This is a genomic window from Serratia sp. FDAARGOS_506 (assembly GCF_003812745.1).
Classification (GTDB): Bacteria; Pseudomonadota; Gammaproteobacteria; order Enterobacterales; family Enterobacteriaceae; genus Serratia.
This window is the reverse complement of record NZ_CP033831.1, coordinates 2,982,848-3,003,908: the sequence shown is the minus strand read 5'-3', so window position 1 is coordinate 3,003,908 and position 21,061 is coordinate 2,982,848. Positions and strand designations below refer to the sequence as shown.

Genomic DNA, 21,061 nt, shown 5'->3' with positions numbered 1-21,061 from the left:
ATCTTGTGAACGCACTCAGCCACAATGTTACTCGTTATTCAAATTCAGCTTCAACCATCGAGCGAAATCTTCACCTTCAGTGGTATGACGCAAACCATATTGCACAAAGGCTTTCATATATCCCAACTTATCACCACAGTCATGAGACTTACCGCTCATATGGAAGGCCTCCACCCTTTGCTCATCCATCAGCATGGCGATCGCATCAGTCAACTGGATCTCATCGCCGGCACCAGGCGGCGTCTTCTCCAGCAGCGGCCAAATCGCGCCTGAAAGCACGTATCGCCCCACAACCGCCAGGTTGGAAGGCGCTTCCTCACGAGAGGGTTTTTCTACTACCGCCGACATCGGCGCGCTTTCACCGGCGGCCAGCACCACACCCGCGCAGTCCACTACACCATATTTGGACACATCCTGCTCTGGTACCGGCTCAACCATGATTTGGCTACGCCCTGTGTCCTCAAAGCGTTGGATCATCTTAGCCAGATTTTCTTTACGCAGATCCGCAGTGGCGTCATCCAACAGCACATCAGGCAGCAATACAACGAAGGGCGAATCTCCCACCATCGGCTTCGCACACAACACCGCATGCCCAAGCCCTTTCGCTTGCCCTTGGCGCACCTGCATCACGGTCACATCCGGTGGGCAGATGTTTTGTACTTCAGCCAGCAGCTGGCGTTTTACACGCGCCTCCAACACCGCTTCCAACTCGAAGGAAGTATCAAAATGGTTTTCAATCGCATTCTTGGACGAATGAGTGACCAATACGATGTCTTTAATACCGGCGGCAACACATTCGCTGACGATGTATTGGATAAGTGGCTTATCGACCACTGGCAACATTTCTTTAGGAATCGCCTTGGTTGCCGGCAACATGCGGGTTCCCAAACCCGCTACAGGGATCACAGCTTTTAGTCTTTTCTGCATTTCCACTTCCAAAAGCAAATAACTGATTTATTTGGCATATACCCAACCCACCAGGCAAGGTATTGTAATGAAAAAAGTCGCTCAGGCACGCTACCGCCCTTGGCTTATAGCTGCCAAAGTGCTATTGGTTCAGTATTTGTTGGCGATTATCTGGGATTATCATCACGCCTCTACGCACAGCAGAGTCTGCGTACCAACACAAATGCTTTGTGACTCACAAAACGGCAAAAAAGTCTGTGCCTTATAACTAAACAATGCTAGTTGTTGCCACTTATGAGGCTAAGATTCTTATACTATTGACCTATTGATACAAGCCTTAGATACCCGGCGTTGGGTGTTTTCAGAATAAGACTACTAACGTGTTGAGTCCATGCGAATATTAGCATAATCCACCCAGCTCAATATGTTGATTTAGTTAGCTTTTAAGGCATGTCTTTTTTCTGAACAAGCGCGTCCACGATTTGTACAGTACTTTCCTCGCAGCTCTGAATTACGCGATGAAGGTTAATAATTTATGCATTACTATTTTTCTGTTTTATCCTATACAGCCCCGATTAAAGTTGAATTTTGCCGCCTCAGCGCCCATCATTCCCATGCGGCATAAGCCGTAGAACTTACAGGTGAAATTGGGCGTATGGAATGGATCGCTGATCCAACAATTTGGGCCGGCCTGGCCACATTGGTCGTGCTGGAAATCGTTCTGGGTATAGACAACCTTGTCTTCATCGCCATTCTGGCGGACAAACTACCAAAACAACAAAGAGATAAGGCTCGTGTCGTCGGTCTGTTGCTGGCGCTGGTCATGCGCCTGGCGCTGCTCGCTTCCATCTCGTGGTTAGCGACGCTGACCAAACCGATGTTCATCGTCGCGGAGCACCCCTTCAGCGGCCGCGATCTGATCATGCTGGTCGGCGGGATATTCTTGCTGTTCAAAGCCACCATGGAGCTTAATGAGCGGCTGGAAGGCAAGGATGAAGAGCAGCACGGTGCACGCAAAGGCGCGCGTTTCTGGCCGGTGGTGGCACAGATCGTGGTGTTAGACGCCGTCTTCTCCCTCGACTCGGTGATCACCGCAGTCGGTATGGTCGACCACCTGGCGGTGATGATGATCGCGGTCTGTATTGCCATCGGCTTGATGCTGCTGGCCAGCAAGCCGCTGACGCGCTTCGTCAACGCTCACCCGACTATCGTTATCTTGTGCCTGAGCTTCCTGCTGATGATCGGCTTCAGCCTGGTGGCGGAGGGCTTCGGCTATCACATTCCGAAAGGCTATCTCTACGCGGCGATCGGCTTCTCGGTGATGATCGAAGCATTGAACCAACTGGCGCAATTCAACCGCCGTCGTTTCCTGTCGAAGGTGCGACCGCTGCGCGAGCGTACCGCCGAGGCGGTGCTGCGCATGCTGAGCGGTAAACATGAAGAAGCCGAGGTCGACAGCCATTCCGCCAATCTGCTGGCCGACAGCGACAGCGAAAACGGCGAGATCTTCAATCAGCAAGAGCGGCGCATGATCGAACGCGTGTTGGGCATGGCGCAGCGCACCGTCAGCAGCATCATGACTTCGCGTCACGACGTCGAGTACCTTGAACTGAACGATCCGCAGGAGAAACTGACGCAACTGCTTGAGCGTAATCAGCACACGCGCATCGTGGTGGTGGAAAGCAGCGCCAGCGACGAACCGCTGGGCGTGATCCACACTATCGACGTCCTCAAACAGCAGTTGGCGCAAGCGCCACTGGATCTGCGCGCGCTGATACGCCAACCGCTGATCTTCCCGGAACAGCTCACGCTGTTAAGCGCCCTGGAGCAGTTCCGCCAGGCGCAGACGCACTTTGCCTTTGTGGTCGACGAGTTCGGCTCCGTCGAAGGTATCGTCACCCTGACGGACGTGATGGAAACCATCGCCGGCAATCTGCCGGAGGCTGGCGAAGAGGTGGACGCACGCCACGACATTCAGCAAAACGAGGACGGTAGCTGGATTGCCAACGGCTATATGCCGCTGGAAGATCTGGTGCTGTACCTGCCGATGCCGCTGGAAGAAAAGCGCGAATACCACACGCTGGCGGGGCTGCTGATGGAACACAGTCAGCGCGTGCCGCAAGAAGGCGAGCAAATCAAGATCGGTGACTATCTGTTCGAACCGCTCGAGGTCAACAGCCACCGCATCCTGAAAGTGAAGATCACCCCTCCTCCCCCACCGGAGGACTACGAGGTTTAACATTGAGGCCGGGCATCGCCCGGCCTTTCTTTTACTGGGGAACCAGCAGCTCGGTCGCCACGATCACCACCACCAGCCCGACAATCACCGGCACCGAAGTGCGTTTCACCACTTCGAACGGCGAGATTTTCGCCATGCCGGAAACCGCCACCACCACGCCGGAGACCGGCGACAGCGTGCGGCCGAGGTTAGACGCCTGCAGCATCGGGATCACCAGATAGGCCGGATTCACGCCCATCTGCGCCGCCAGTTTCGGGATCAGTTCGACAAACGCATAGAACGGCGCATTGCCGGAACCGGTAGTCATGGCCGCCAGCATGGTGATCACCACCAGCACCAGCATCATGATCAAACCGCCGGTGCCGAACGACTGTGCCAGCCCAATCAATCCGCTGATAAAACCGACGGTGCTCAGACCTTGCGCAAAGACGCCCGCAGCCACCAAAAGCATCACCACGCTGGCAAACGCGTCCGCCATGCCGCGATAGGCCACTTCAAGGCCGCTGAATACCTGTTTGGCGCTGAAGCTGCGCGCGAACTCGATCACGGCCGCCAACAGCATGCACCCCACCAGCACGGTAATGATGTGCAGCTCCGGCCCCCATTTTCCGTCGAAAATCAGCACTCCAAGGATCGGCGTAAACGGCAAAATTGCATAGAATCCCGGCGCGTGGGTGTTGATTTCGCTGACGTCCATGATGTGATGCTGTTCATTGTTCTTTTTGTCGAGATAGCGCTGCCAGAAAAAGTGCGCCACGGCCATGCAGACGATGGCGGCAATCGAGATCGGCAGCGTGGTTTTGAACGCGAAGTCCACCAGCGGCATCTCCGCCGCCTTGGCCGCCAACACCACGTCGCCGGAGGTCGGCGCCAGAATAATCGCCGCCGGCGAAGCGCAGATCGCAGCCGCCGCACCGCGGCTGATGCCGACATTCACCATCAGCGGGAACAACGTCGCCATCAACAGCACGCCGAGGCCGGTAGCTGAAGAGACCGCCAATGACATCAGGCAAGCGACAAAGTATGCCGCCACCATCAGCAAATAAGGCGAGTTGATCATCTGCAGCGGGCGCGAGGCCAGCTTGACGACCACGTCATTGGCGCCGATATGCGTCATGTAGGCGGCAAAGCCGCACAGCATCATGATCATCATGCCCAGATCGCCGCCGCGGCTCATCAGCAAGATCTTGACGTACTCGATCATGTCGGTCGCGCGCCAGCCGGTAGACGCAGCGCCGGATGGCAACAGCGTTTTCCCCATCATGGCGCTGATGCCGAGCAGCAGCAGCCCGCCCACCATCAAAACGCCGGTGGCGGAATATCCCTTGATGATGTAACGGCCCACGCCCGCCGCCACTACGGCGCCAATAAGAAGCTCTATCATGTTTCCTCAACTCATCATGTTTTCGCGCTCAGGCGCATAGTCATAGCAGAACAGGCCTTACTCTGCACAAACTGAGCGCGAGTCTTCATGACCTTCATCAAGGTAGCGGAGGGAAATTATCGCGGGAAACGTCGATATTGACGCGGGCCACAAGACGGCCCGCGTCTGGGAGGGTTACAGCTTGTCGAGCAACTTCTTCAGATCCTGGCCTTCGCGCGAATCCTTGTTCTTTTCAGCCCACTTGTTCAACGCATCCTTGGCCCGATCCTGCAGCGTTTTACGCAGCACCTGATCGACCTGCAGTTGATAGTTCAGCTGTTGCCAAGGCCCGTAGACCCGTAGCGGGATCGGCGTCTTTTGCAATTGCTCGATCAGCTCACCGCGCCCTTGCCAGCCGCCGGTGACGCGCACGTTGAGCGCCATATCGCACTGCTTGCCCGGCATATCGATACTGCCGGTGCCGGTTAACGCCAGCAACGGTGAATCCGCCGTCAGGCCGCTGAGTTTGACCGTGCCTTGATTCAGGCTGGCCTGCGCCGAGACGCTTTTGACTTCGGTATAGCGCTGATAGCTGTCTTGCCCACGCACACTGTTATCATTGCGCGCCACCGCCTGCTGAATCAGCTGTTGAATGTTCAGACCGTGCAGCTGCGCATCCTGCATCGCCAGTTGCGCCGTACCGCGCCAACGGTGCTCAAATGCTTGTGAAGAGAGGCGATCGCCGGTCAAATCCCCTTTCATGCTGAATTTTCCGGTCAACATCTGCGGCATCTCGAAGGCTTTGAGCACCGTGCCGAGCTCAACCTGGTTCAGCACCGGTTGCACGCTTATCACCGGTTTATCGCCACGCGCGTCGAGCGTCCCCGGCAAGGAGAAATCTCCACCGGCCAATTGCCCGGCAAGTTTATGCAGCGTCAGCAAACCATGTTGATTGTCCGCTGCGACGGCCAACTGGGTGACGCTCATACCGCGATAGGTCACCTGCGCCGCCTGCAGATTCAACTGCGCATTGAAATCACGCAGCGCCTCCAGGTTTTGCTGCCGATCGTCAACCTGGCTGGCGATCACCGGCGCAGAGGTCACAGCCGGCTGCTCGGCGGTATTGGTGCTGGATTGCCAGCCGGAAAGCGCGTCGAGATCGAGATTAGCCGCATTGAGGTTCACCACATAGCCGGGCACTGCCCCCAGCGTGGCGCTGATATCACCGGTCAACTGGCTGTTATTGGCGCTGACGTTCAGTTGGCTGACGGCAATCTGCGCCGGCGTCTGCTGATAGACCACCTGCGCATTGCCTTCTCCCTGGATACCGCCGTTCAAAATATCGGCACCCGCCAGTTGGTAATTAAACTGGGTCACTTTGGCACTGAGCTGACGTGGGAACTGCTGCAGATCGACATCGGCCGCCATGCTGAAGGTCAGGTCGCGCTGATCGCGGTTGACCCGGCTGGAAAGCTCCAGCTGCGCCTGCCGTTTTTCCGTTTGCTGCAGGGTGAGGTTGATGTCCCGGACGTTGATTTGCTCGTTGTCGGCGCGCTGCCAAATCAGCAGGCTGTCCACGACGCGCAAGTTATCGATATCAAACTTCCAGGCCGCATCCGCCGCATCAGTGCCGCTGCCGGCGGGGGCGATCGGGGCGTCCACCTGCGAATGTTCTTCGCTGTCTGGCGTGAGGCGAATAACGGCATTTTTCAGCATCACCTGTTTCACAAACAGCTGATGCGAAAGCAGCGGCAACAGCTTGACATCGAGGCGCATGTTTTCCGCACTCACCACCGGAGCCTTGGCCCCCGGCGCGGTCAGCGTCATGCGCCCTGCCAGGATGCTGAGCTGCGGCCAGATATGCCACCGCAAATCGCCTTCGAGCGTCAACTGGTAGCCGCTCTTCTGCTCGACCTTTTTGACCATGTAACCGCGAAAATCATTCGGATTGACCAGCAGTACCAGCGCGGACATCCCCGCCACTACGACCACCAGTAAAATCGCCAATGTCGTCAGTAATCTTCTCATGCCACCCTCTTGTCAGCGCCACACCGACGGTGCATCCCGCGCCGTTAGTCCTTGTCGATTCGACTGGCTACTGCGCCCTGCTGATCGCGATATTTTGCGTCCTGACGGCTGTTGTATGGTCGGGCCGCCGGGCCGGACAACGGCTCAAAGCTCAAGGCGCCAATCAGCATCCCCGGCCGCAGGGCCAGCGGCAACTTACCGGAGTTGTAAAACTCCAGCACGATACGCCCGTGCCAACCCGGATCGATACGGTGCGCGGTCACGTGAACCATCAACCCCAAGCGCGCCAAGGAGGAACGGCCGTCAAGCCAACCCACGAGATCGTTCGGCAGCGTCACGGATTCGAACGTCACCGCCAGGGCCAACTCGCCGGGATGAAGGAAGAACGCCTCGCCTTCCGGCAGAACAATCTCGTCGCTCATCACGCGATCCAGCGCGGCACTGACTTCATCTTTCGGCCCGCTGAGATCGATAAAAGGCGCGGTATGGCCGCGAAACACGCGGAACTGATTGCCCAAACGGACATCTACTGTGGCTCCGTTGATGCGTTCGAGCGGCGGGCGCGGGGAAATCACCAGTTTCTCGCTATCCAGCCAGGCTTCTATATCGCGGTCGCACAGTCTCATGTCTCTCTTCTCCATCAAAACGCGTCACTAAACAAAAATTGCCACACAACGGGCGAAAGGTCTACGCTGGGGTGCAAATAGTTGGCCGCCGGCCGGAAATGCATATTTCCGGCCATTAAGCGGCATTATTCAAAGAATTGGCTGATTTTAGCTTTCAGAATATCGATCGCGATGCGGTTCTTGCCGCCGCGCGGGACGATGATGTCGGCGTATTGTTTGGAAGGTTCGATAAACTGCAGGAACATTGGGCGCACGGTCTTCTGGTATTGCGCCATCACCGAATCCATCGAGCGCCCGCGCTCGTTGACGTCGCGCTTCATGCGGCGCATCAGGCAGATATCCAATGGCGTGTCGACAAAGATCGAGAAGTTCATTTCCTGGCGCAGGCGGATATCCGTCAGCAGCAAGATCCCTTCCAGAATGATCACTTTTTTAGGTTCGAGATGGACGGTTTCTTTCTTGCGCGTGTGCTCGGTGTAGCTGTACAGCGGCAGTTCAATCGCCTTGCCGGCCTTCAGCATCTGCAGATGCTGGAACAGCAGGTTGTGATCCATGGCGCTCGGGTGGTCATAATTGGTTTTGACCCGTTCTTCCATGGTCAGGTGAGTCTGGTCTTTATAGTAACTGTCTTCAGGAATAACGCCGATGTGCTCATCGCCGACTTGCTCGCGGAGTTCGCGGTACAACGTGCTGGCAATAAGGCTTTTTCCGGAGGCAGATGCGCCAGCTATACCAATAATGACGCACTGATGCGGATTGTCAGTCATAAAATTAAAGACCTGATTTCGTAATGTGAAGGGGGGAACTAAAACGCGACAATTATAGGGAGTCGTCAGGATTTGCGCCACTGTATATTGCGCGACGGCGGGTGAATTCGGGCTGGCTCACCTTATCGATCGGCGCTGCAGCATTTTAAGAATCTCACGGCTAGGGCAAAGCGCGGTAACAAGATACACTCCTGCGCTGACTTATGCTCCCCCGTGGCCTTTCATCGGAGATTGATGTGCTGGATTGGTATTTTTTGACTTTTTTCGGCGACAGCATGCTGCTGCTGCCCTGCGCGCTGATTCTGTTTTTATTGTTGCTCGCGTCTCCCACCACCCGCACAGCTGGCTGGCAGTGGGCGCTGATCTTCGGCTTCACCGGCGGAGTGGTTTGCTTGTCCAAACTGGCCTTTATGGGCTGGGGTATCGGCAGCGAGCGCTATGATTTCACCGGCTTCAGCGGCCATTCGGCCCTCGCCGCCAGCATCTGGCCGCCGCTGCTCTGGGCGTTGACCGGCCGCTTTTCTCATCCGGTGCGCAGCCTTGCGCTATTGACCGGATGGATATTGCCTTTCGCCATCGGCGTGTCGCGGCTGGAAATTCGCGTGCACTCGGTATCCGAGGTGATCAGCGGGCTGATTTTAGGCTACCTGGCCAGCGCACTGTTCCTGTGGCTGCAACGTGCCAAGGCTCGCCCATGCCTTTCCTGGCCACATCTGGCCATCGCGCTGGCCTTGCCGTTGGCACTGATGGGACATCGGCAGCCGGCCCCCACCCAGGGATTGCTGGAGCATATCGCCAAAACATTAGCGCAAATCGAACGCCCTTATACCCGTGCGGATTTGCACAACCCTACTCGCATCCCATAAAAAAACCCGGCGTTTAAGCCGGGTTCTCGCATTACCATAGGCAGATTACAGCGCGCGGAACGCAATCTCCGTCGGAATTGCCTCACCCTGCCAATACATCTGCGCAGCCACGCGGCCGGCGAGCTGGCGATACATTTCGGCGAATTCGCTGTCCGGGCGGCTGATCACCGTCGGCGTACCGCGATCCAGGTCTTCGCGCAGCGAGATATGCAGCGGCATCTGCCCCAGCAGACGGCTGTGGTATTTCTGCACCAGTTTCTCGGCGCCGCCGGTGCCGAAGATCGGCTCATGGTGACCGCAGTTGCTGCAGATATGCACGCTCATGTTCTCCACGATGCCCAGCACCGGCACATGCACCTTCTCGAACATCACGATGCCCTTCGCGGCATCCAGCAAGGCGATATCCTGCGGCGTGGTGACCACCAGCGCGCCGGTCACCGGAATGTTCTGCGACAGCGTCAGTTGGATGTCACCGGTGCCCGGCGGCATATCCAGCACCAGGTAATCCAGATCCGGCCACAGCGTATCCTGCAGCAGCTGCATCAGCGCCTTGCTGGCCATCGGGCCGCGCCACACCATGGCGTTGTCGTCGGTCACCAGGTAACCGATGGAGTTGGTCGCCAGGCCGTGCGCCACGATTGGCGCCATGTGCTGACCGTCCGGCGAGGTCGGCCGCTCATGTTCGGTGCCCAGCATGTTGGGGATCGACGGGCCGTAAATGTCGGCGTCCAGAATACCGACCTTGGCGCCTTCGGCGGCCAGCGCCAGCGCCAGGTTGACGGCGGTGCTGGATTTCCCTACTCCGCCTTTACCGGAGCTGACGGCGACGATGTTGCGCACGCCTTTGATCCCGGCCTGGCCGTTGGCACGCTTCAGCGTCGTGATGTCGTGTTTCAGCTTCCAGTCGATGGCGGAAGCGCCGGTCACGCGCAACAACTCGGGGCCGACGCTCGCCTGCAGCGCCTCAAAACCGCTCTGCCAGGCAAACGGCATCGACAGTTCGATATGCAGCACATCGTCCAGCAACGCGCAGTGATGAATGGCCTTCAGCGCAGTCAGGTTGTTTTTCAACGTCGGGTGTTCAAAGGCGGCCAGTACACCGGTCACCAGGGCACGCAGAACTTCGGGGTTGGTCTGCTCAGGGGATTTTGCGTTCATCCCGGCTCCTTGATTTTGAATGGGTAGCTTCCGGCTAAGCATATCAGAACTGCCCGTCGGCTGGCGCGTATAACCTGTAAGAAACCGCCCTAGCAGCGAAGGGCGCGATCGGTTAACATCGAAGGCCCTTTTATTCATTACAGAAAGCAAGTTCTCACTATGGCTCAAGTCGCGAAAAAATTATTGGTGACGTGCGCGCTACCGTACGCAAATGGTTCCATCCATCTCGGCCACATGCTCGAGCACATCCAGGCGGATATCTGGGTGCGTTACCAACGAATGCGCGGCCACGAAGTGCATTTCATCTGCGCGGACGACGCGCACGGCACGCCGATCATGCTGAAAGCGCAGCAACTGGGCGTGAAACCGGAAGAAATGATCGCGGAGATGAGCCAGGAGCACCAACAGGATTTCGCCGGCTTTGGCATCAGCTATGACAACTACCATTCGACCCATAGCGATGAAAACCGTGAGCTGTCCACCCTGATCTACAGCCGCCTGAAAGAAAACGGTTTTATCAAGAACCGCACCATTTCTCAGCTGTACGATCCGGAGAAAGGCATGTTCCTGCCGGACCGTTTCGTGAAAGGCACCTGCCCGAAATGCAAATCGCCCGATCAGTACGGCGACAACTGCGAAGTGTGCGGCGCCACCTACAGCCCGACGGAACTGATCGATCCGAAGTCCGTGGTTTCCGGCGCGACACCGGTGATGCGCGACTCCGAGCACTTCTTCTTCGACCTGCCGGCCTTCAGCGAAATGCTGCAGGCGTGGACGCGCTCCGGCGCGCTGCAAGAACAGGTGGCGAACAAGATGCAGGAGTGGTTCGAATCCGGCCTGCAGCAGTGGGACATCTCCCGCGATGCGCCTTACTTCGGCTTCGAGATCCCGGATGCGCCGGGCAAATACTTCTACGTCTGGCTGGATGCGCCGATCGGCTACATGGGCTCCTTCAAGAACCTGTGCGACAAGCGCGGCGATCTGAACTTCGACGAATTCTGGCGCAAAGACGCCACCACCGAGCTGTATCACTTTATCGGCAAGGATATCGTCTACTTCCACAGCCTGTTCTGGCCGGCGATGCTGGAAGGCAGCAACTTCCGCAAACCGACCAACCTGTTCGTGCACGGCTACGTGACGGTGAACGGCGCCAAAATGTCCAAGTCGCGCGGCACCTTCATCAAAGCCGGCACCTACCTGCAGCATCTGGACGCCGACTGCCTGCGCTATTACTACGCCGCCAAACTCTCTTCACGCATTGATGACATCGATCTCAATCTGGAAGATTTCGTGCAGCGCGTAAACGCCGATATCGTCAACAAGGTGGTGAACCTGGCCTCGCGCAACGCCGGCTTTATCAACAAGCGCTTCGGCGGCAAACTGGCCGACAGCCTGGCCGATCCGGCGCTGTACCAGACCTTCGTCGACGCGGCTCAGAGCATCGCCGAAGCTTACGCCAGCCGCGAGTTCAGCCGCGCCATCCGCGAAATCATGGCGCTGGCCGATCTGGCCAACCGCTATGTGGATGAGCAGGCTCCGTGGGTGGTGGCGAAGGAAGAAGGCCGCGACGCCGATCTGCAGGCCATCTGCTCGATGGGTATCAACCTGTTCCGCGTGCTGATGACCTACCTGAAGCCGGTGCTGCCTTCGCTGACCGAACGCGCCGAAGCGTTCCTGAACGCCGAGCTGAGCTGGGACGCGATCCCGCAACCGCTGCTGGGCCATCAGGTAAACGCATTCAAGGCGCTGTTCAACCGCATCGATCTGGACAAGGTCAGCGAGATGGTCAACGCCTCGAAGGAAGACATGGCCGCCGCCAAACCGGTGACCGGTCCATTGGCCGACGATCCTATTCAGGAAACCATCACCTTCGACGACTTCGCCAAGGTAGACATGCGCATCGCTCTGATCAAGAGCGCCGACTTTGTCGAAGGCTCCGACAAACTGCTGAAGCTACAGTTGGATCTGGGCGGTGAATCGCGCCAGATCTTCTCCGGCATTCGCTCCGCTTACCCGGATCCGAAAGCGCTGGAAGGCCGCCTGACCATCATGGTCGCCAACCTGGCGCCGCGCAAAATGCGCTTCGGTGTTTCGGAAGGCATGGTGATGGCGGCGGGCCCTGGCGGGAAAGAGATCTTCTTGCTGAGCCCGGACAGCGGTGCACAGCCTGGTATGCAGGTCAAGTAATCGCGTCAGCGCGTAACATCGAGGGTCGAGCTTGCTCGGCCCTTTTTTATGGTCTCAAACCCAACGTTATAAACAGTAAGAAAAAGTCATAACCGCTCTGATTCCCTCGCCCGCCGCATCCCGCTATGATGCTCCGCAACAACAAATAGACGTCCAGATAGAAAGACTGCTATAACAGACCTTCACCGGGATCGTTTCCCCGCTTTTTTGGAGCCTATAATAATGAAAAACCTCAAGACTTCGCTGCTCGCCCTCTGCCTGCTGTCCGCCCTGCCGCTGCAGGCGGCGGAAAATGCCGCCGTACCGATCGCCATCGCCCAACATCAGGGGCCGGTACGCATCGCGGTGATCCGTAACCTCGGATCCGATGATAACACCACACAATTTTTGGCGGGCGCCATTCAGGAAGGACGCAAGCTGGGCTTCAAGGTGGACACTTTCCTCAGCAACGGCGACGACGCGCGCTTCCAGGACTTCGTCAACCAGGCTATCAGCCAGAAATATGACGGCATCATTCTCTCGCAGGGACGGGCCCCCTATTCCACCGATCTGGTTAAACGCATCGCGGCGGCCGGCATCGCCGTCGCAGCTTTCGATACCGACGTTAACGGCAGCGTTCCCGGCGTCACCGTCTCGCAGCAGGACGACGCTTCGCTGGCCAACGCCTCCTTCGGCCAGTTGGTGAAGGATTTCAACGGCCAGGCCAACATCATCAAACTCTGGGTAGCCGGCTTCCCGCCGATGGAACGCCGCCAGGCCGCCTATCAGCAGCTGCTGAAACAACATCCGGGCATTCACGAGCTGGAATCGATCGGCGCCGTCTCCTCCGACGTACAGGGTGATACCGCCAACAAGGTGGGCGCGGTGTTGGCGAAATACCCGAAAGGCAAGATCGACGCCATCTGGGGCACCTGGGACGCCTTCACCCAAGGTGCTTACAAGGCATTGAAAGAGAACGGCCGCACCGAGATCAAGCTGTACAGCATCGATATCTCCAACCAGGACTTGCAACTGATGCGCGAAGCCGGCAGCCCGTGGCAAGTCAGCGTGGCGGTGGATCCGAAACTTATCGGCGCAGTCAACCTGCGCCTGGTGGCCAACAAGATCGCCGGGGAAAGCACACCGGACAGCTATCAGTTCAAAGCGACGGTCATTCCGCAGGCGCTGTTGCTGGCGCAGCCGGGGCCGGTCAACGTCGCCGGGCTGGCGAAGATCATCCCCGGCTGGGGCAGCAGCAGCGACTTCGTACAGCCGTGGTTCGCCACGCTGCAGGCCGAACACGGTAAATAATGCTGTTTTTGACGAGGCTGCCGACGCAGCCTCTGTTTTTAAACTAATTTTCGGCTTCCCCCTTCCGTCCTCGCCAAAATGCGCTATGTTATCTGCATTGCCCAATAACTGTATGCATACACAGGCTTCGCATGAAGGGATTCCCCTCGCTGATCAACGTACTGCTGGCCAGCTCGCTGGTGTTGACCATCGGCCGCGGCGTCACGCTGCCGTTTATCACCATTTATCTCACCGAGCATTTCCAACTGCTGCCAAAGAGCGTGGGCGTGATCCTGGGCGTCAGCCTGACCCTCGGCATCCTTGCCAGCCTGTACGGCGGCTATCTGGTGGACAAATTCAGCAAGAACCGCCTGATCCTGCTGTCGATTTTATTGTTTGCGCTGAGCTTCTTCGCCCTTCCCTGGATCCCGCGCCCCGGCGGCGTGATCGTGGTGCTGGCGATCCTGCACACCTGTTATTCGGTGCTAAGCATCACCATTAAGGCCTGCTTCGCCGACTGGCTGCCGGTCGAGCAGCGTATCAAGGCTTTTTCAATCAACTACACGCTGGTCAACGTCGGCTGGGCGATCGGTTCTGCGCTCGGCGTTCTGGTGGCCGGGCTTAGCCCGCTGCTGCCGTTTTACCTGTCGGGCGGGTTGGCGCTGGCGACGGTGGCGGCACTCAGCCTGCGTTTGCGCGGCCGGGAACAGCGCGCAACGCCAGCCGCCACCACACCCGCAGCGCTCCCCAACTTCCGCCAGACGCTGACTATCCTGCGCAGCGATCGGCGGCTGATCTACTTCACCCTCGGCAGTACCCTGGGCGCCGTCGTGTTCGGTCAGTTCACCGGCTATCTGTCGCAGTACCTGATCACCGTCTCCAGCGCCGAGTTTGCCTACAAAATCATCGGGCTGGTGATGATCGTCAACGCCGGTATCGTCATCGCCCTGCAATACCTGCTCAGCCGCGGCATGCGTCAGGAAAATATGCTGCGCTGGCTGGCGCTGGGCACGCTGTTTTTCATCGTCGGTCTGCTCGGCTTTATGATGGCCGGCCAGGCGGTCTGGCTGTGGCTGGCGGCGATGGCGGTGTTTACCCTCGGCGAAATCATCGTTATCCCAGTGGAATACATGTTCATCGACTTTATCGCGCCGCCGCACCTGAAAGGCAGTTACTATGGGGTACAGAACCTCAGCGCGCTGGGCGGCGCCATCAACCCGGTGCTGTGCGGGGTGCTGCTCAGCTATGCCGCGCCGCCGTTGATGTTCGTGATGCTGATCGTCGCCGCGCTGCTCAGCCTGCTGTTTTTCTTCCTCGGCCACCGGCTGGCAGAACACGCGGCGGCAACCGCCGAAGATACGCGCTGAACCCGCGCGTAGTAGCCATTGCGGGCTGTCAACCCGCCGATCGGGCATGGCACTCATAGCGAGAATTCATGGTTCGATCTGTGGCATGGCTCACAGTTTAATTGTATGATGAATGCATCGGTTAAACGGGAAAAGACAATGGCCAACGTGCTCACACTGTGCTGGAAATACCTGAGAGCCCTGCTCCTCATCTACCTTTGTCTGTTCGTCGGCAATGCGCTGGCGGCGCTGCTGCCGTTCGCCATTCCCGGTAGCATCCTCGGTATGCTGCTGCTGTTCGCCCTGCTCTCTACCCAGATTATGCCGGCCAAATGGGTTAAACCCGGCTGTCATTTGCTGATCCGCTACATGGTGCTGCTGTTCGTGCCGATCGGCGTCGGGGTGATGAAATACTACGATCAGATCGTCGCGCATCTGGGCCCACTGGTCATCTCTTGCCTGATCAGCACGCTGATGGTGCTGGTGGTGGTCGGCTATACCTCACACTATTTTCATCGCGAGCGCCGCATCTCCGGCAAGCCCGGCGACACGGAGGGCAAAAAATGATCCATGAAATCTGGTGGTCGCTGCCGCTGACGCTGGCGGTCTATTTCGCCGCGCGCTGGCTGGCGCGCAAGCTGAACATGCCGCTGCTCAACCCGCTGCTGGTTTCCATGGCGGTGATCATTCCGCTGCTGCTGTTCACCGGCATTTCCTATGAGCGCTACTTTCAGGGCAGCAAAATCCTCAACGATCTGCTGCAGCCGGCGGTCGTCGCGCTGGCGTTCCCACTGTATGAACAGCTGCACCAGATCCGCGCACGCTGGAAGTCGATTATCGCGGTGTGCTTCATCGGCAGCCTGACCGCCATGATCAGCGGCGGTGCCATCGCTCTGTGGCTGGGCGCCACGCCGGAAATCGCCGCCTCTATCCTGCCAAAATCGGTCACTACGCCGATCGCCATGGCCGTTGCGGACTCGCTCGGTGGCATTCCGGCGATCAGCGCGGTCTGTGTCATTTTCGTTGGTATCCTCGGCGCCGTGTTCGGCCATACGCTGTTCAACCTGTTGAAAATCACCACCCACTCGGCGCGCGGTCTGGCGATGGGCACAGCATCCCACGCGCTGGGCACCGCACGCTGCGCGGAGATGGACTACCAGGAAGGTGCTTTCGGCTCGCTGGCGCTGGTGATCTGCGGCATCATCACCTCGCTGTTGGCACCGTTCCTGTTCCCGGTACTGCTGCACCTGTTCGGTTGAACAGGGTAAAACTTGCGATACATCTCGCATTTATGTATCTCATTGCATTGATTTCATCAATTAAGAGACATTTATCACACTTTAATATCTCCGGCCTGCCTAGAATGTTATCCCGTTAACCTGTAGAGAGACTTTCTATGCATCCGCGTTTTCATACCGCTTTCAGCGCACTGCCCGCGACACTGCAATCCGCCCTGCTGCCCTATTTGGACGCGCCTGACTTCCCGGCGATGTTCACGGCCGAGCAAGCGGCGGCAATCCGCACAGGCTGCGGGCTGGACGATGATGCGCTGGCATTCGCTTTGCTGCCGCTGGCGGCGGCCTGCTCGTTAACCCCGATATCGCACTTCCACGTCGGCGCCATCGCGCGCGGGCACAGTGGCAACCTCTATTTCGGCGCCAATATGGAATTCAGCGGCGCGCCGCTGCAGCAAACGGTGCATGCGGAACAATGTGCAGTTACCCATGCCTGGCTGCGCGGTGAACCGGCGCTGGCCTCGGTCACCGTCAACTACACGCCGTGCGGCCACTGCCGTCAGTTTATGAATGAACTGAACAGCGGCGGCGAGCTGCAGATCCGTCTGCCGGGCCGCGCACCGGCCACGCTGGCGGACTATCTGCCGGACGCCTTCGGCCCGAAAGATCTGGATATCGCTTCGCTGCTGATGGACAAGGTCGATCACGGTCACCGATTGACGCTGGACGATACGCTGACGCAGGCGGCGCTGGCGGCGGCCAATCAGAGCCACGCGCCGTACAGCAACGCCCACAGCGGCGTGGCGCTGGAAACGCAGGACGGTAACCTCTACGCCGGTCGCTATGCGGAAAACGCCGCCTTCAATCCGAGCCTGCCGCCGCTGCAGGCCGCGCTGATCCTGCTGAACATCTCCGGCGGCGATTGCCTGAACATCCGCCGCGCCGTGCTGGTCGAGCCACAGGAGGCAATCCTCAGCCAGTGGGACGCCACCCGCGCCACGCTGGCGGCACTGGGCTGCCAGAACGTCAGCCGCGCCACCTTCTGAATGCGCAACGGCGGAGCCACCGGGTTCCGCCATTAACAGCCCCACCCGCCAAATACAATGCCCCGACGCCGCCAGAGACACTTTCTTTAGTTAAAAAATCATTTGATTGTCGATAATTACGCCAACCTGGTTCATCATCTGGCAACAAATGCTGTACATCTTCTCTTTATCTCTTAGGATCGTCGGCAATAAAGTTATCTGATACGTGAAGAGTAAAACTGATGGAACTAGAATACGAAAGCAAACGCCCGCTCTACATCCCTTACGCCGGCCCGATTCTGCTGGAATTTCCGCTGCTGAACAAAGGCAGCGCTTTCACCGAGGAAGAACGTAGCCACTTCAACCTGCATGGTTTGCTGCCGGAAGCGGTGGAAACCATCGAAGAACAGGTGGAACGTGCCTACCGTCAGTATCAGGATTTCAAGAACGATAACGACAAGCACATCTATCTGCGCAACATCCAAGACACCAACGAAACCCTGTTCTACCGCCTGCTGGACTCGCATTTGAGCGAGATGATGCCGATCATCTACACCCCGACCGTCGGCGAGGCCTGCGAGCACTTCTCCGATATCTATCGCCGCGCGCGCGGGCTGTTCATCTCCTATCCGAACCGCGATCGCATCGATGACATGCTGCAGAATGCCACCAAACAGAACGTCAAGGTGATCGTAGTCACCGACGGCGAGCGTATCCTCGGCCTCGGTGACCAGGGTATCGGCGGCATGGGTATCCCCATCGGCAAGCTGTCGCTGTACACCGCCTGCGGCGGCATCAGCCCAGCCTACACGCTGCCGGTGGTGCTGGACGTCGGTACCAACAACCCGCAGCGGCTCAACGATCCGCTGTACATGGGCTGGCGCCATCCGCGCATCTCCGGCGAGGAGTACCACGCCTTCGTCGAAGAGTTTATTCAGGCGGTCAAACGCCGCTGGCCGAACGTTCTGCTGCAGTTCGAAGACTTCGCGCAGAACAACGCTACCCCGCTGCTGAACCGCTACCGCGACGAGATCTGCTGCTTCAACGATGACATTCAGGGCACCGCCGCGGTCACCCTCGGCAGCCTGATCGCCGCCAGCCGCGCCGCCGGCAGCCAGCTGCGCGATCAGACCGTCACCTTCCTCGGCGCCGGTTCCGCCGGCTGCGGCATTGCCGAGCAAATTATCGCGCAAATGAAGTCCGAAGGTTTGAGCGAAGACGAAGCGCGCGCCCGCGTATTCATGGTCGACCGCTTCGGCCTGCTGACCGACAAACTGCCGAACCTGCTCGATTTCCAGAGCAAGCTGGTACAAAAGAGCGACAACCTGACCGGTTGGGAAACCGCCAGCGACGCCATCTCGCTGCTGGACGTGGTGCGCAACGCCAAGCCGACCATTCTGATCGGCGTGTCCGGCCAGCCGGGGCTGTTTACCGAAGAGCTGATCCGCGAAATGCACAAGCACTGCGAACGCCCTATCGTGATGCCGCTGTCCAACCCGACCTCGCGCGTGGAAGCCCGTCCGGAAGACATCATCAACTGGACCGACGGCGCCGCCCTGGTGGCGACCGGCAGCCCGTTCGCGCCGGTAAGCTATAAAGAGCAGCTGTACCCGATCGCCCAGTGCAACAACTCCTATATCTTCCCGGGGATCGGCCTCGGCGTGCTGGCCGCCGGCGCCACCCGCGTCACCGACGCCATGCTGATGGCAGCCAGCCGCGCGCTGGCGGACTGTTCGCCGTTGGCCACCGACGGCCACGGCGCACTGCTGCCGAATATCGACGATATTCAGGGCGTATCGAAATGCATCGCCATGGAAGTGGGTAAAGCGGCGCAGCTGCAGGGCGTGGCGATCGTCACCTCCGAAGACGCGCTGTCGAAAGCCATCGAGCACAACTTCTGGCGGCCGCAGTACCGCAGCTACAAACGTACCTCGTTCTGAATTAGCCAGTCCTATCGCAACCTTCCCTGCGTCTGTAACGATAGGCATGCAATTTTTCTTAGCCCTTGTGGTTCTGCCAAGGGCTTTCTTATCAGAGCACACCGCCTGAATGCCCAGTTATTATTGCCGTACCATCCTTCAGTATACTGTGCATGACATTTATAATACCTACGCCCTCACAGTCATGAATAGATTTTAACCACCTCGTCAGCAAACTTCACGGCTCGACTTTGAAGTTAGCCCTCCTGTCAGTCTCAACCTATTCTGATAATGCTCTCTTCGCCTACAGAACCCTTGAAAAATGTGACTTGCTATGTCTAAATACCTCATAAGTTATTTTTTCAAGGCATATAATTTTGAAAAACAAAAGAACACAGTATTATATTGACGAGATTTCGCATTTTTAACAACATCTTGAAATTGATGGGAATTCAACAACTTACTTATTAACAATGTCCTTATTGTTTAAATGTGAACATTATTTTCAGGGACTGAATTAGTTTTAAGGTTTTTTATGAACGCATTAAGTAATGCAAAGTGGGTAACTCTGTCACAAATGGGTAAGGTTTTCACCCAGCTAATGAGCATGCTCGTTCTGGCAAGGCTGATTCCTCCGGGGGAGTTCGGTTTAATGGCCATGGCTTACGTCGTGATTAATTTCTCCCTTTTAATCAGGGACTTAGGCACCTCTGCAGCCATTATTCAACATCGAGAGTTAAAGAACAGCACAATTAACGCTATTTTCGGTCTCAACATTACAATGGGAACAATCATCGCCATCGCGATTGTAATTTTGTCACCTCTAATTGCACATTTATTCAAGGAACCTCGATTGGTCGAGGTTTTACTTCTCCTGTCTATTTCATTTCCTATTGCCAGCAGTGGCTCGACCCACATGGCGTTATTGGAAAGAGATTCAAAATTCATGACAGTTTCTTTGATTGAATTGTCTGCGGGAATTATATCACTTATCGCTGCAATTATACTTGCATACATGGGTGCAGGCGTTTATAGCCTTGTCATATCAAACTTGCTGACGGCAATTATATCAACGACCCTACTTTGGATAAAAAGTGACTGGCGCCCAAGACTAAAAAAAATCTTCAACAGAGAGGAGTTGAAGTTAATTTTCTCTTTTAGCGGCAATCTTACATTATTCAATTTTGTCAATTACTTCTCCAGAAACGCCGACAGCATGCTTATCGGCCGCTATATGAGTGCCAACGTTCTCGGCTCCTACTCTCTGGCCTACAGAATCATGTTATTCCCGCTTCAAAACTTAACATTCATCGCGTCCCGATCGCTGTTCCCTATAATGAGCCGTCAGCAAGATAATGAAGCAGAGGTCAAAAAACTATTTCTGAAATCGATTGATGTAATCACATTCCTTGTTTTTCCTCTGATGGTAGGTCTAGCAACGTTACGAGAGCCGTTCTTTAATATTGTTTTCGGACCTGAATGGGCGCTGAGTGCTACAATTATGCTCTGGCTGGCGCCGACAGGGATTGTTCAGTCACTGACCAGCTCTACTGGCGCAGTTTTAATGTCTAAGGGGCGTGCAGGGATATTGTTGATGCTTGGTTTCTTGGGCTCTTTCCTGCTATTAAGTGCATTTATCATAGGTGTGCAATACGACATTATTACACTCACCATGCTTTATTTCGTTGCTAACGTAATAAACTTCATTCCGGCAATGTTCATTACAATGCGGCTGTTGGGAGGTAACCTCTTCGAGGTCATTGCTCGTCTCGTTGGACCAGCATTTTGTTCAGGGGTCATGTTCACAGCACTCTATTGGTTGTTACATTTCTCCAACTTAAATATTACAGTAAATAGTGTATTTTCATTGATTTGCGTATCATTTTTTGGTGCACTTGTTTATTTCATCGCATCCATGCTTTTCTTACGTGACAGAATTGTTTACTTCAAGAAGGCTGTATTTAAGAAAGCATAATTTAACTCAGCAGGTCCAGGAACGCTCTCTTGGACCTGTTGCCATGAAATAGGAAGTCAATCAGTCATCTCAGCGTCATCAAATTATCATAAATGAATCACCAGCCCGTTTTTCTTTCTGTAAAATTATGCCAGTTCGTTTTTTTATGTTTA

Annotated in this window: 17 protein-coding genes; 11 read left to right on the top strand and 6 right to left on the bottom strand. The window is 56.6% G+C overall.

The window, feature by feature from the left end; translation table 11 throughout:
* Positions 1–27 precede the first annotated feature (27 nt).
* Positions 28–927: a UTP--glucose-1-phosphate uridylyltransferase GalU gene (gene galU / locus EGY12_RS14620; RefSeq protein WP_123894396.1), complete on the bottom strand. Its 900-nt coding sequence runs from the start codon at positions 925–927 to the stop codon at positions 28–30.
* A gap of 67 nt (positions 928–994) precedes the next feature.
* Here galU and EGY12_RS23375 point away from each other — a divergent pair, with 67 nt between their 5' ends.
* Both EGY12_RS23375 and EGY12_RS14615 read left to right on the top strand, forming a co-directional pair.
* Positions 995–1,174 (top strand): hypothetical protein, encoded by a 180-nt coding sequence (locus EGY12_RS23375; RefSeq protein WP_172962925.1) that lies wholly within the window; start codon positions 995–997, stop codon positions 1,172–1,174.
* A 387-nt stretch (positions 1,175–1,561) separates the two neighbouring features.
* Entirely contained in the window at positions 1,562–3,145 is a 1,584-nt protein-coding gene (locus EGY12_RS14615) for a TerC family protein (RefSeq protein WP_060440356.1), read from the top strand.
* Positions 3,146–3,176: 31 nt separating this feature from the next.
* Here EGY12_RS14615 and dcuC read toward each other — a convergent pair whose 3' ends face one another.
* From dcuC to udk, 4 genes are all read right to left on the bottom strand, one after another.
* Entirely contained in the window at positions 3,177–4,529 is a 1,353-nt protein-coding gene (dcuC, locus tag EGY12_RS14610; protein WP_123894395.1) for an anaerobic C4-dicarboxylate transporter DcuC, read from the bottom strand.
* Positions 4,530–4,703: 174 nt separating this feature from the next.
* Positions 4,704–6,536, bottom strand: a complete 1,833-nt coding sequence (gene asmA, locus EGY12_RS14605) for an outer membrane assembly protein AsmA (protein ID WP_123894394.1) — start codon at positions 6,534–6,536, stop codon at positions 4,704–4,706.
* A 44-nt stretch (positions 6,537–6,580) separates the two neighbouring features.
* Positions 6,581–7,162, bottom strand: coding sequence for a dCTP deaminase (gene dcd, locus EGY12_RS14600; RefSeq protein WP_004938917.1), 582 nt, complete (start codon positions 7,160–7,162; stop codon positions 6,581–6,583).
* A gap of 125 nt (positions 7,163–7,287) precedes the next feature.
* Positions 7,288–7,929 (bottom strand): uridine kinase, encoded by a 642-nt coding sequence (udk, locus tag EGY12_RS14595; protein WP_004938922.1) that lies wholly within the window; start codon positions 7,927–7,929, stop codon positions 7,288–7,290.
* A gap of 236 nt (positions 7,930–8,165) precedes the next feature.
* Between udk and EGY12_RS14590 the strand changes: the two genes are divergently transcribed.
* On the top strand, positions 8,166–8,795 hold the full coding sequence (locus tag EGY12_RS14590) for a phosphatase PAP2 family protein (RefSeq protein ID WP_123894393.1): 630 nt from the start codon (positions 8,166–8,168) through the stop codon (positions 8,793–8,795).
* 45 nt (positions 8,796–8,840) lie between these two features.
* Here EGY12_RS14590 and apbC read toward each other — a convergent pair whose 3' ends face one another.
* Entirely contained in the window at positions 8,841–9,953 is a 1,113-nt protein-coding gene (gene apbC, locus EGY12_RS14585; protein WP_123894392.1) for an iron-sulfur cluster carrier protein ApbC, read from the bottom strand.
* Between the two features lie 159 nt (positions 9,954–10,112).
* Between apbC and metG the strand changes: the two genes are divergently transcribed.
* The 8 genes from metG to EGY12_RS14545 all read left to right on the top strand — a co-directional run bounded on the left by metG (position 10,113) and on the right by EGY12_RS14545 (position 20,909).
* A complete protein-coding gene (gene metG, locus EGY12_RS14580) occupies positions 10,113–12,140 on the top strand; it encodes a methionine--tRNA ligase (RefSeq protein ID WP_123894391.1) in 2,028 nt (675 codons plus the stop codon).
* A gap of 222 nt (positions 12,141–12,362) precedes the next feature.
* Entirely contained in the window at positions 12,363–13,430 is a 1,068-nt protein-coding gene (locus tag EGY12_RS14575) for a sugar ABC transporter substrate-binding protein (RefSeq protein WP_123894390.1), read from the top strand.
* 131 nt (positions 13,431–13,561) lie between these two features.
* Positions 13,562–14,776, top strand: a complete 1,215-nt coding sequence (locus EGY12_RS14570; protein WP_123894389.1) for an MFS transporter — start codon at positions 13,562–13,564, stop codon at positions 14,774–14,776.
* A gap of 138 nt (positions 14,777–14,914) precedes the next feature.
* Entirely contained in the window at positions 14,915–15,322 is a 408-nt protein-coding gene (locus tag EGY12_RS14565; RefSeq protein WP_123894388.1) for a CidA/LrgA family protein, read from the top strand.
* Positions 15,319–16,014, top strand: coding sequence for a CidB/LrgB family autolysis modulator (locus EGY12_RS14560; protein WP_123894387.1), 696 nt, complete (start codon positions 15,319–15,321; stop codon positions 16,012–16,014). The genes EGY12_RS14565 and EGY12_RS14560 overlap by 4 nt, the downstream gene beginning before the upstream one ends.
* A 137-nt stretch (positions 16,015–16,151) precedes the next feature.
* Positions 16,152–17,036, top strand: a complete 885-nt coding sequence (gene cdd / locus EGY12_RS14555) for a cytidine deaminase (protein ID WP_123894386.1) — start codon at positions 16,152–16,154, stop codon at positions 17,034–17,036.
* A gap of 221 nt (positions 17,037–17,257) precedes the next feature.
* Positions 17,258–18,955 carry an NAD-dependent malic enzyme gene (locus tag EGY12_RS14550; RefSeq protein WP_123894385.1) on the top strand — a complete coding sequence of 566 codons (1,698 nt, stop codon included), beginning with the start codon at positions 17,258–17,260 and terminating at the stop codon, positions 18,953–18,955.
* Positions 18,956–19,469: 514 nt separating this feature from the next.
* Positions 19,470–20,909 carry an MOP flippase family protein gene (locus tag EGY12_RS14545; protein WP_123894384.1) on the top strand — a complete coding sequence of 480 codons (1,440 nt, stop codon included), beginning with the start codon at positions 19,470–19,472 and terminating at the stop codon, positions 20,907–20,909.
* Positions 20,910–21,061: the final 152 nt, after the last annotated feature.

Bases quoted from the DNA above. Each gene is read 5' to 3' on its own strand.
- galU (WP_123894396.1), bottom strand. From the start codon at position 927: ATGCAGAAAAGACTAAAAGCTGTGATCCCTGTAGCGGGTTTGGGAACC.
- EGY12_RS23375 (WP_172962925.1), top strand. From the start codon at position 995: ATGAAAAAAGTCGCTCAGGCACGCTACCGCCCTTGGCTTATAGCTGCC.
- EGY12_RS14615 (WP_060440356.1), top strand. From the start codon at position 1,562: ATGGAATGGATCGCTGATCCAACAATTTGGGCCGGCCTGGCCACATTG.
- dcuC (WP_123894395.1), bottom strand. From the start codon at position 4,529: ATGATAGAGCTTCTTATTGGCGCCGTAGTGGCGGCGGGCGTGGGCCGT.
- asmA (WP_123894394.1), bottom strand. From the start codon at position 6,536: ATGAGAAGATTACTGACGACATTGGCGATTTTACTGGTGGTCGTAGTG.
- dcd (WP_004938917.1), bottom strand. From the start codon at position 7,162: ATGAGACTGTGCGACCGCGATATAGAAGCCTGGCTGGATAGCGAGAAA.
- udk (WP_004938922.1), bottom strand. From the start codon at position 7,929: ATGACTGACAATCCGCATCAGTGCGTCATTATTGGTATAGCTGGCGCA.
- apbC (WP_123894392.1), bottom strand. From the start codon at position 9,953: ATGAACGCAAAATCCCCTGAGCAGACCAACCCCGAAGTTCTGCGTGCC.
- metG (WP_123894391.1), top strand. From the start codon at position 10,113: ATGGCTCAAGTCGCGAAAAAATTATTGGTGACGTGCGCGCTACCGTAC.
- EGY12_RS14575 (WP_123894390.1), top strand. From the start codon at position 12,363: ATGAAAAACCTCAAGACTTCGCTGCTCGCCCTCTGCCTGCTGTCCGCC.
- EGY12_RS14570 (WP_123894389.1), top strand. From the start codon at position 13,562: ATGAAGGGATTCCCCTCGCTGATCAACGTACTGCTGGCCAGCTCGCTG.
- EGY12_RS14565 (WP_123894388.1), top strand. From the start codon at position 14,915: ATGGCCAACGTGCTCACACTGTGCTGGAAATACCTGAGAGCCCTGCTC.
- EGY12_RS14560 (WP_123894387.1), top strand. From the start codon at position 15,319: ATGATCCATGAAATCTGGTGGTCGCTGCCGCTGACGCTGGCGGTCTAT.
- cdd (WP_123894386.1), top strand. From the start codon at position 16,152: ATGCATCCGCGTTTTCATACCGCTTTCAGCGCACTGCCCGCGACACTG.
- EGY12_RS14550 (WP_123894385.1), top strand. From the start codon at position 17,258: ATGGAACTAGAATACGAAAGCAAACGCCCGCTCTACATCCCTTACGCC.
- EGY12_RS14545 (WP_123894384.1), top strand. From the start codon at position 19,470: ATGAACGCATTAAGTAATGCAAAGTGGGTAACTCTGTCACAAATGGGT.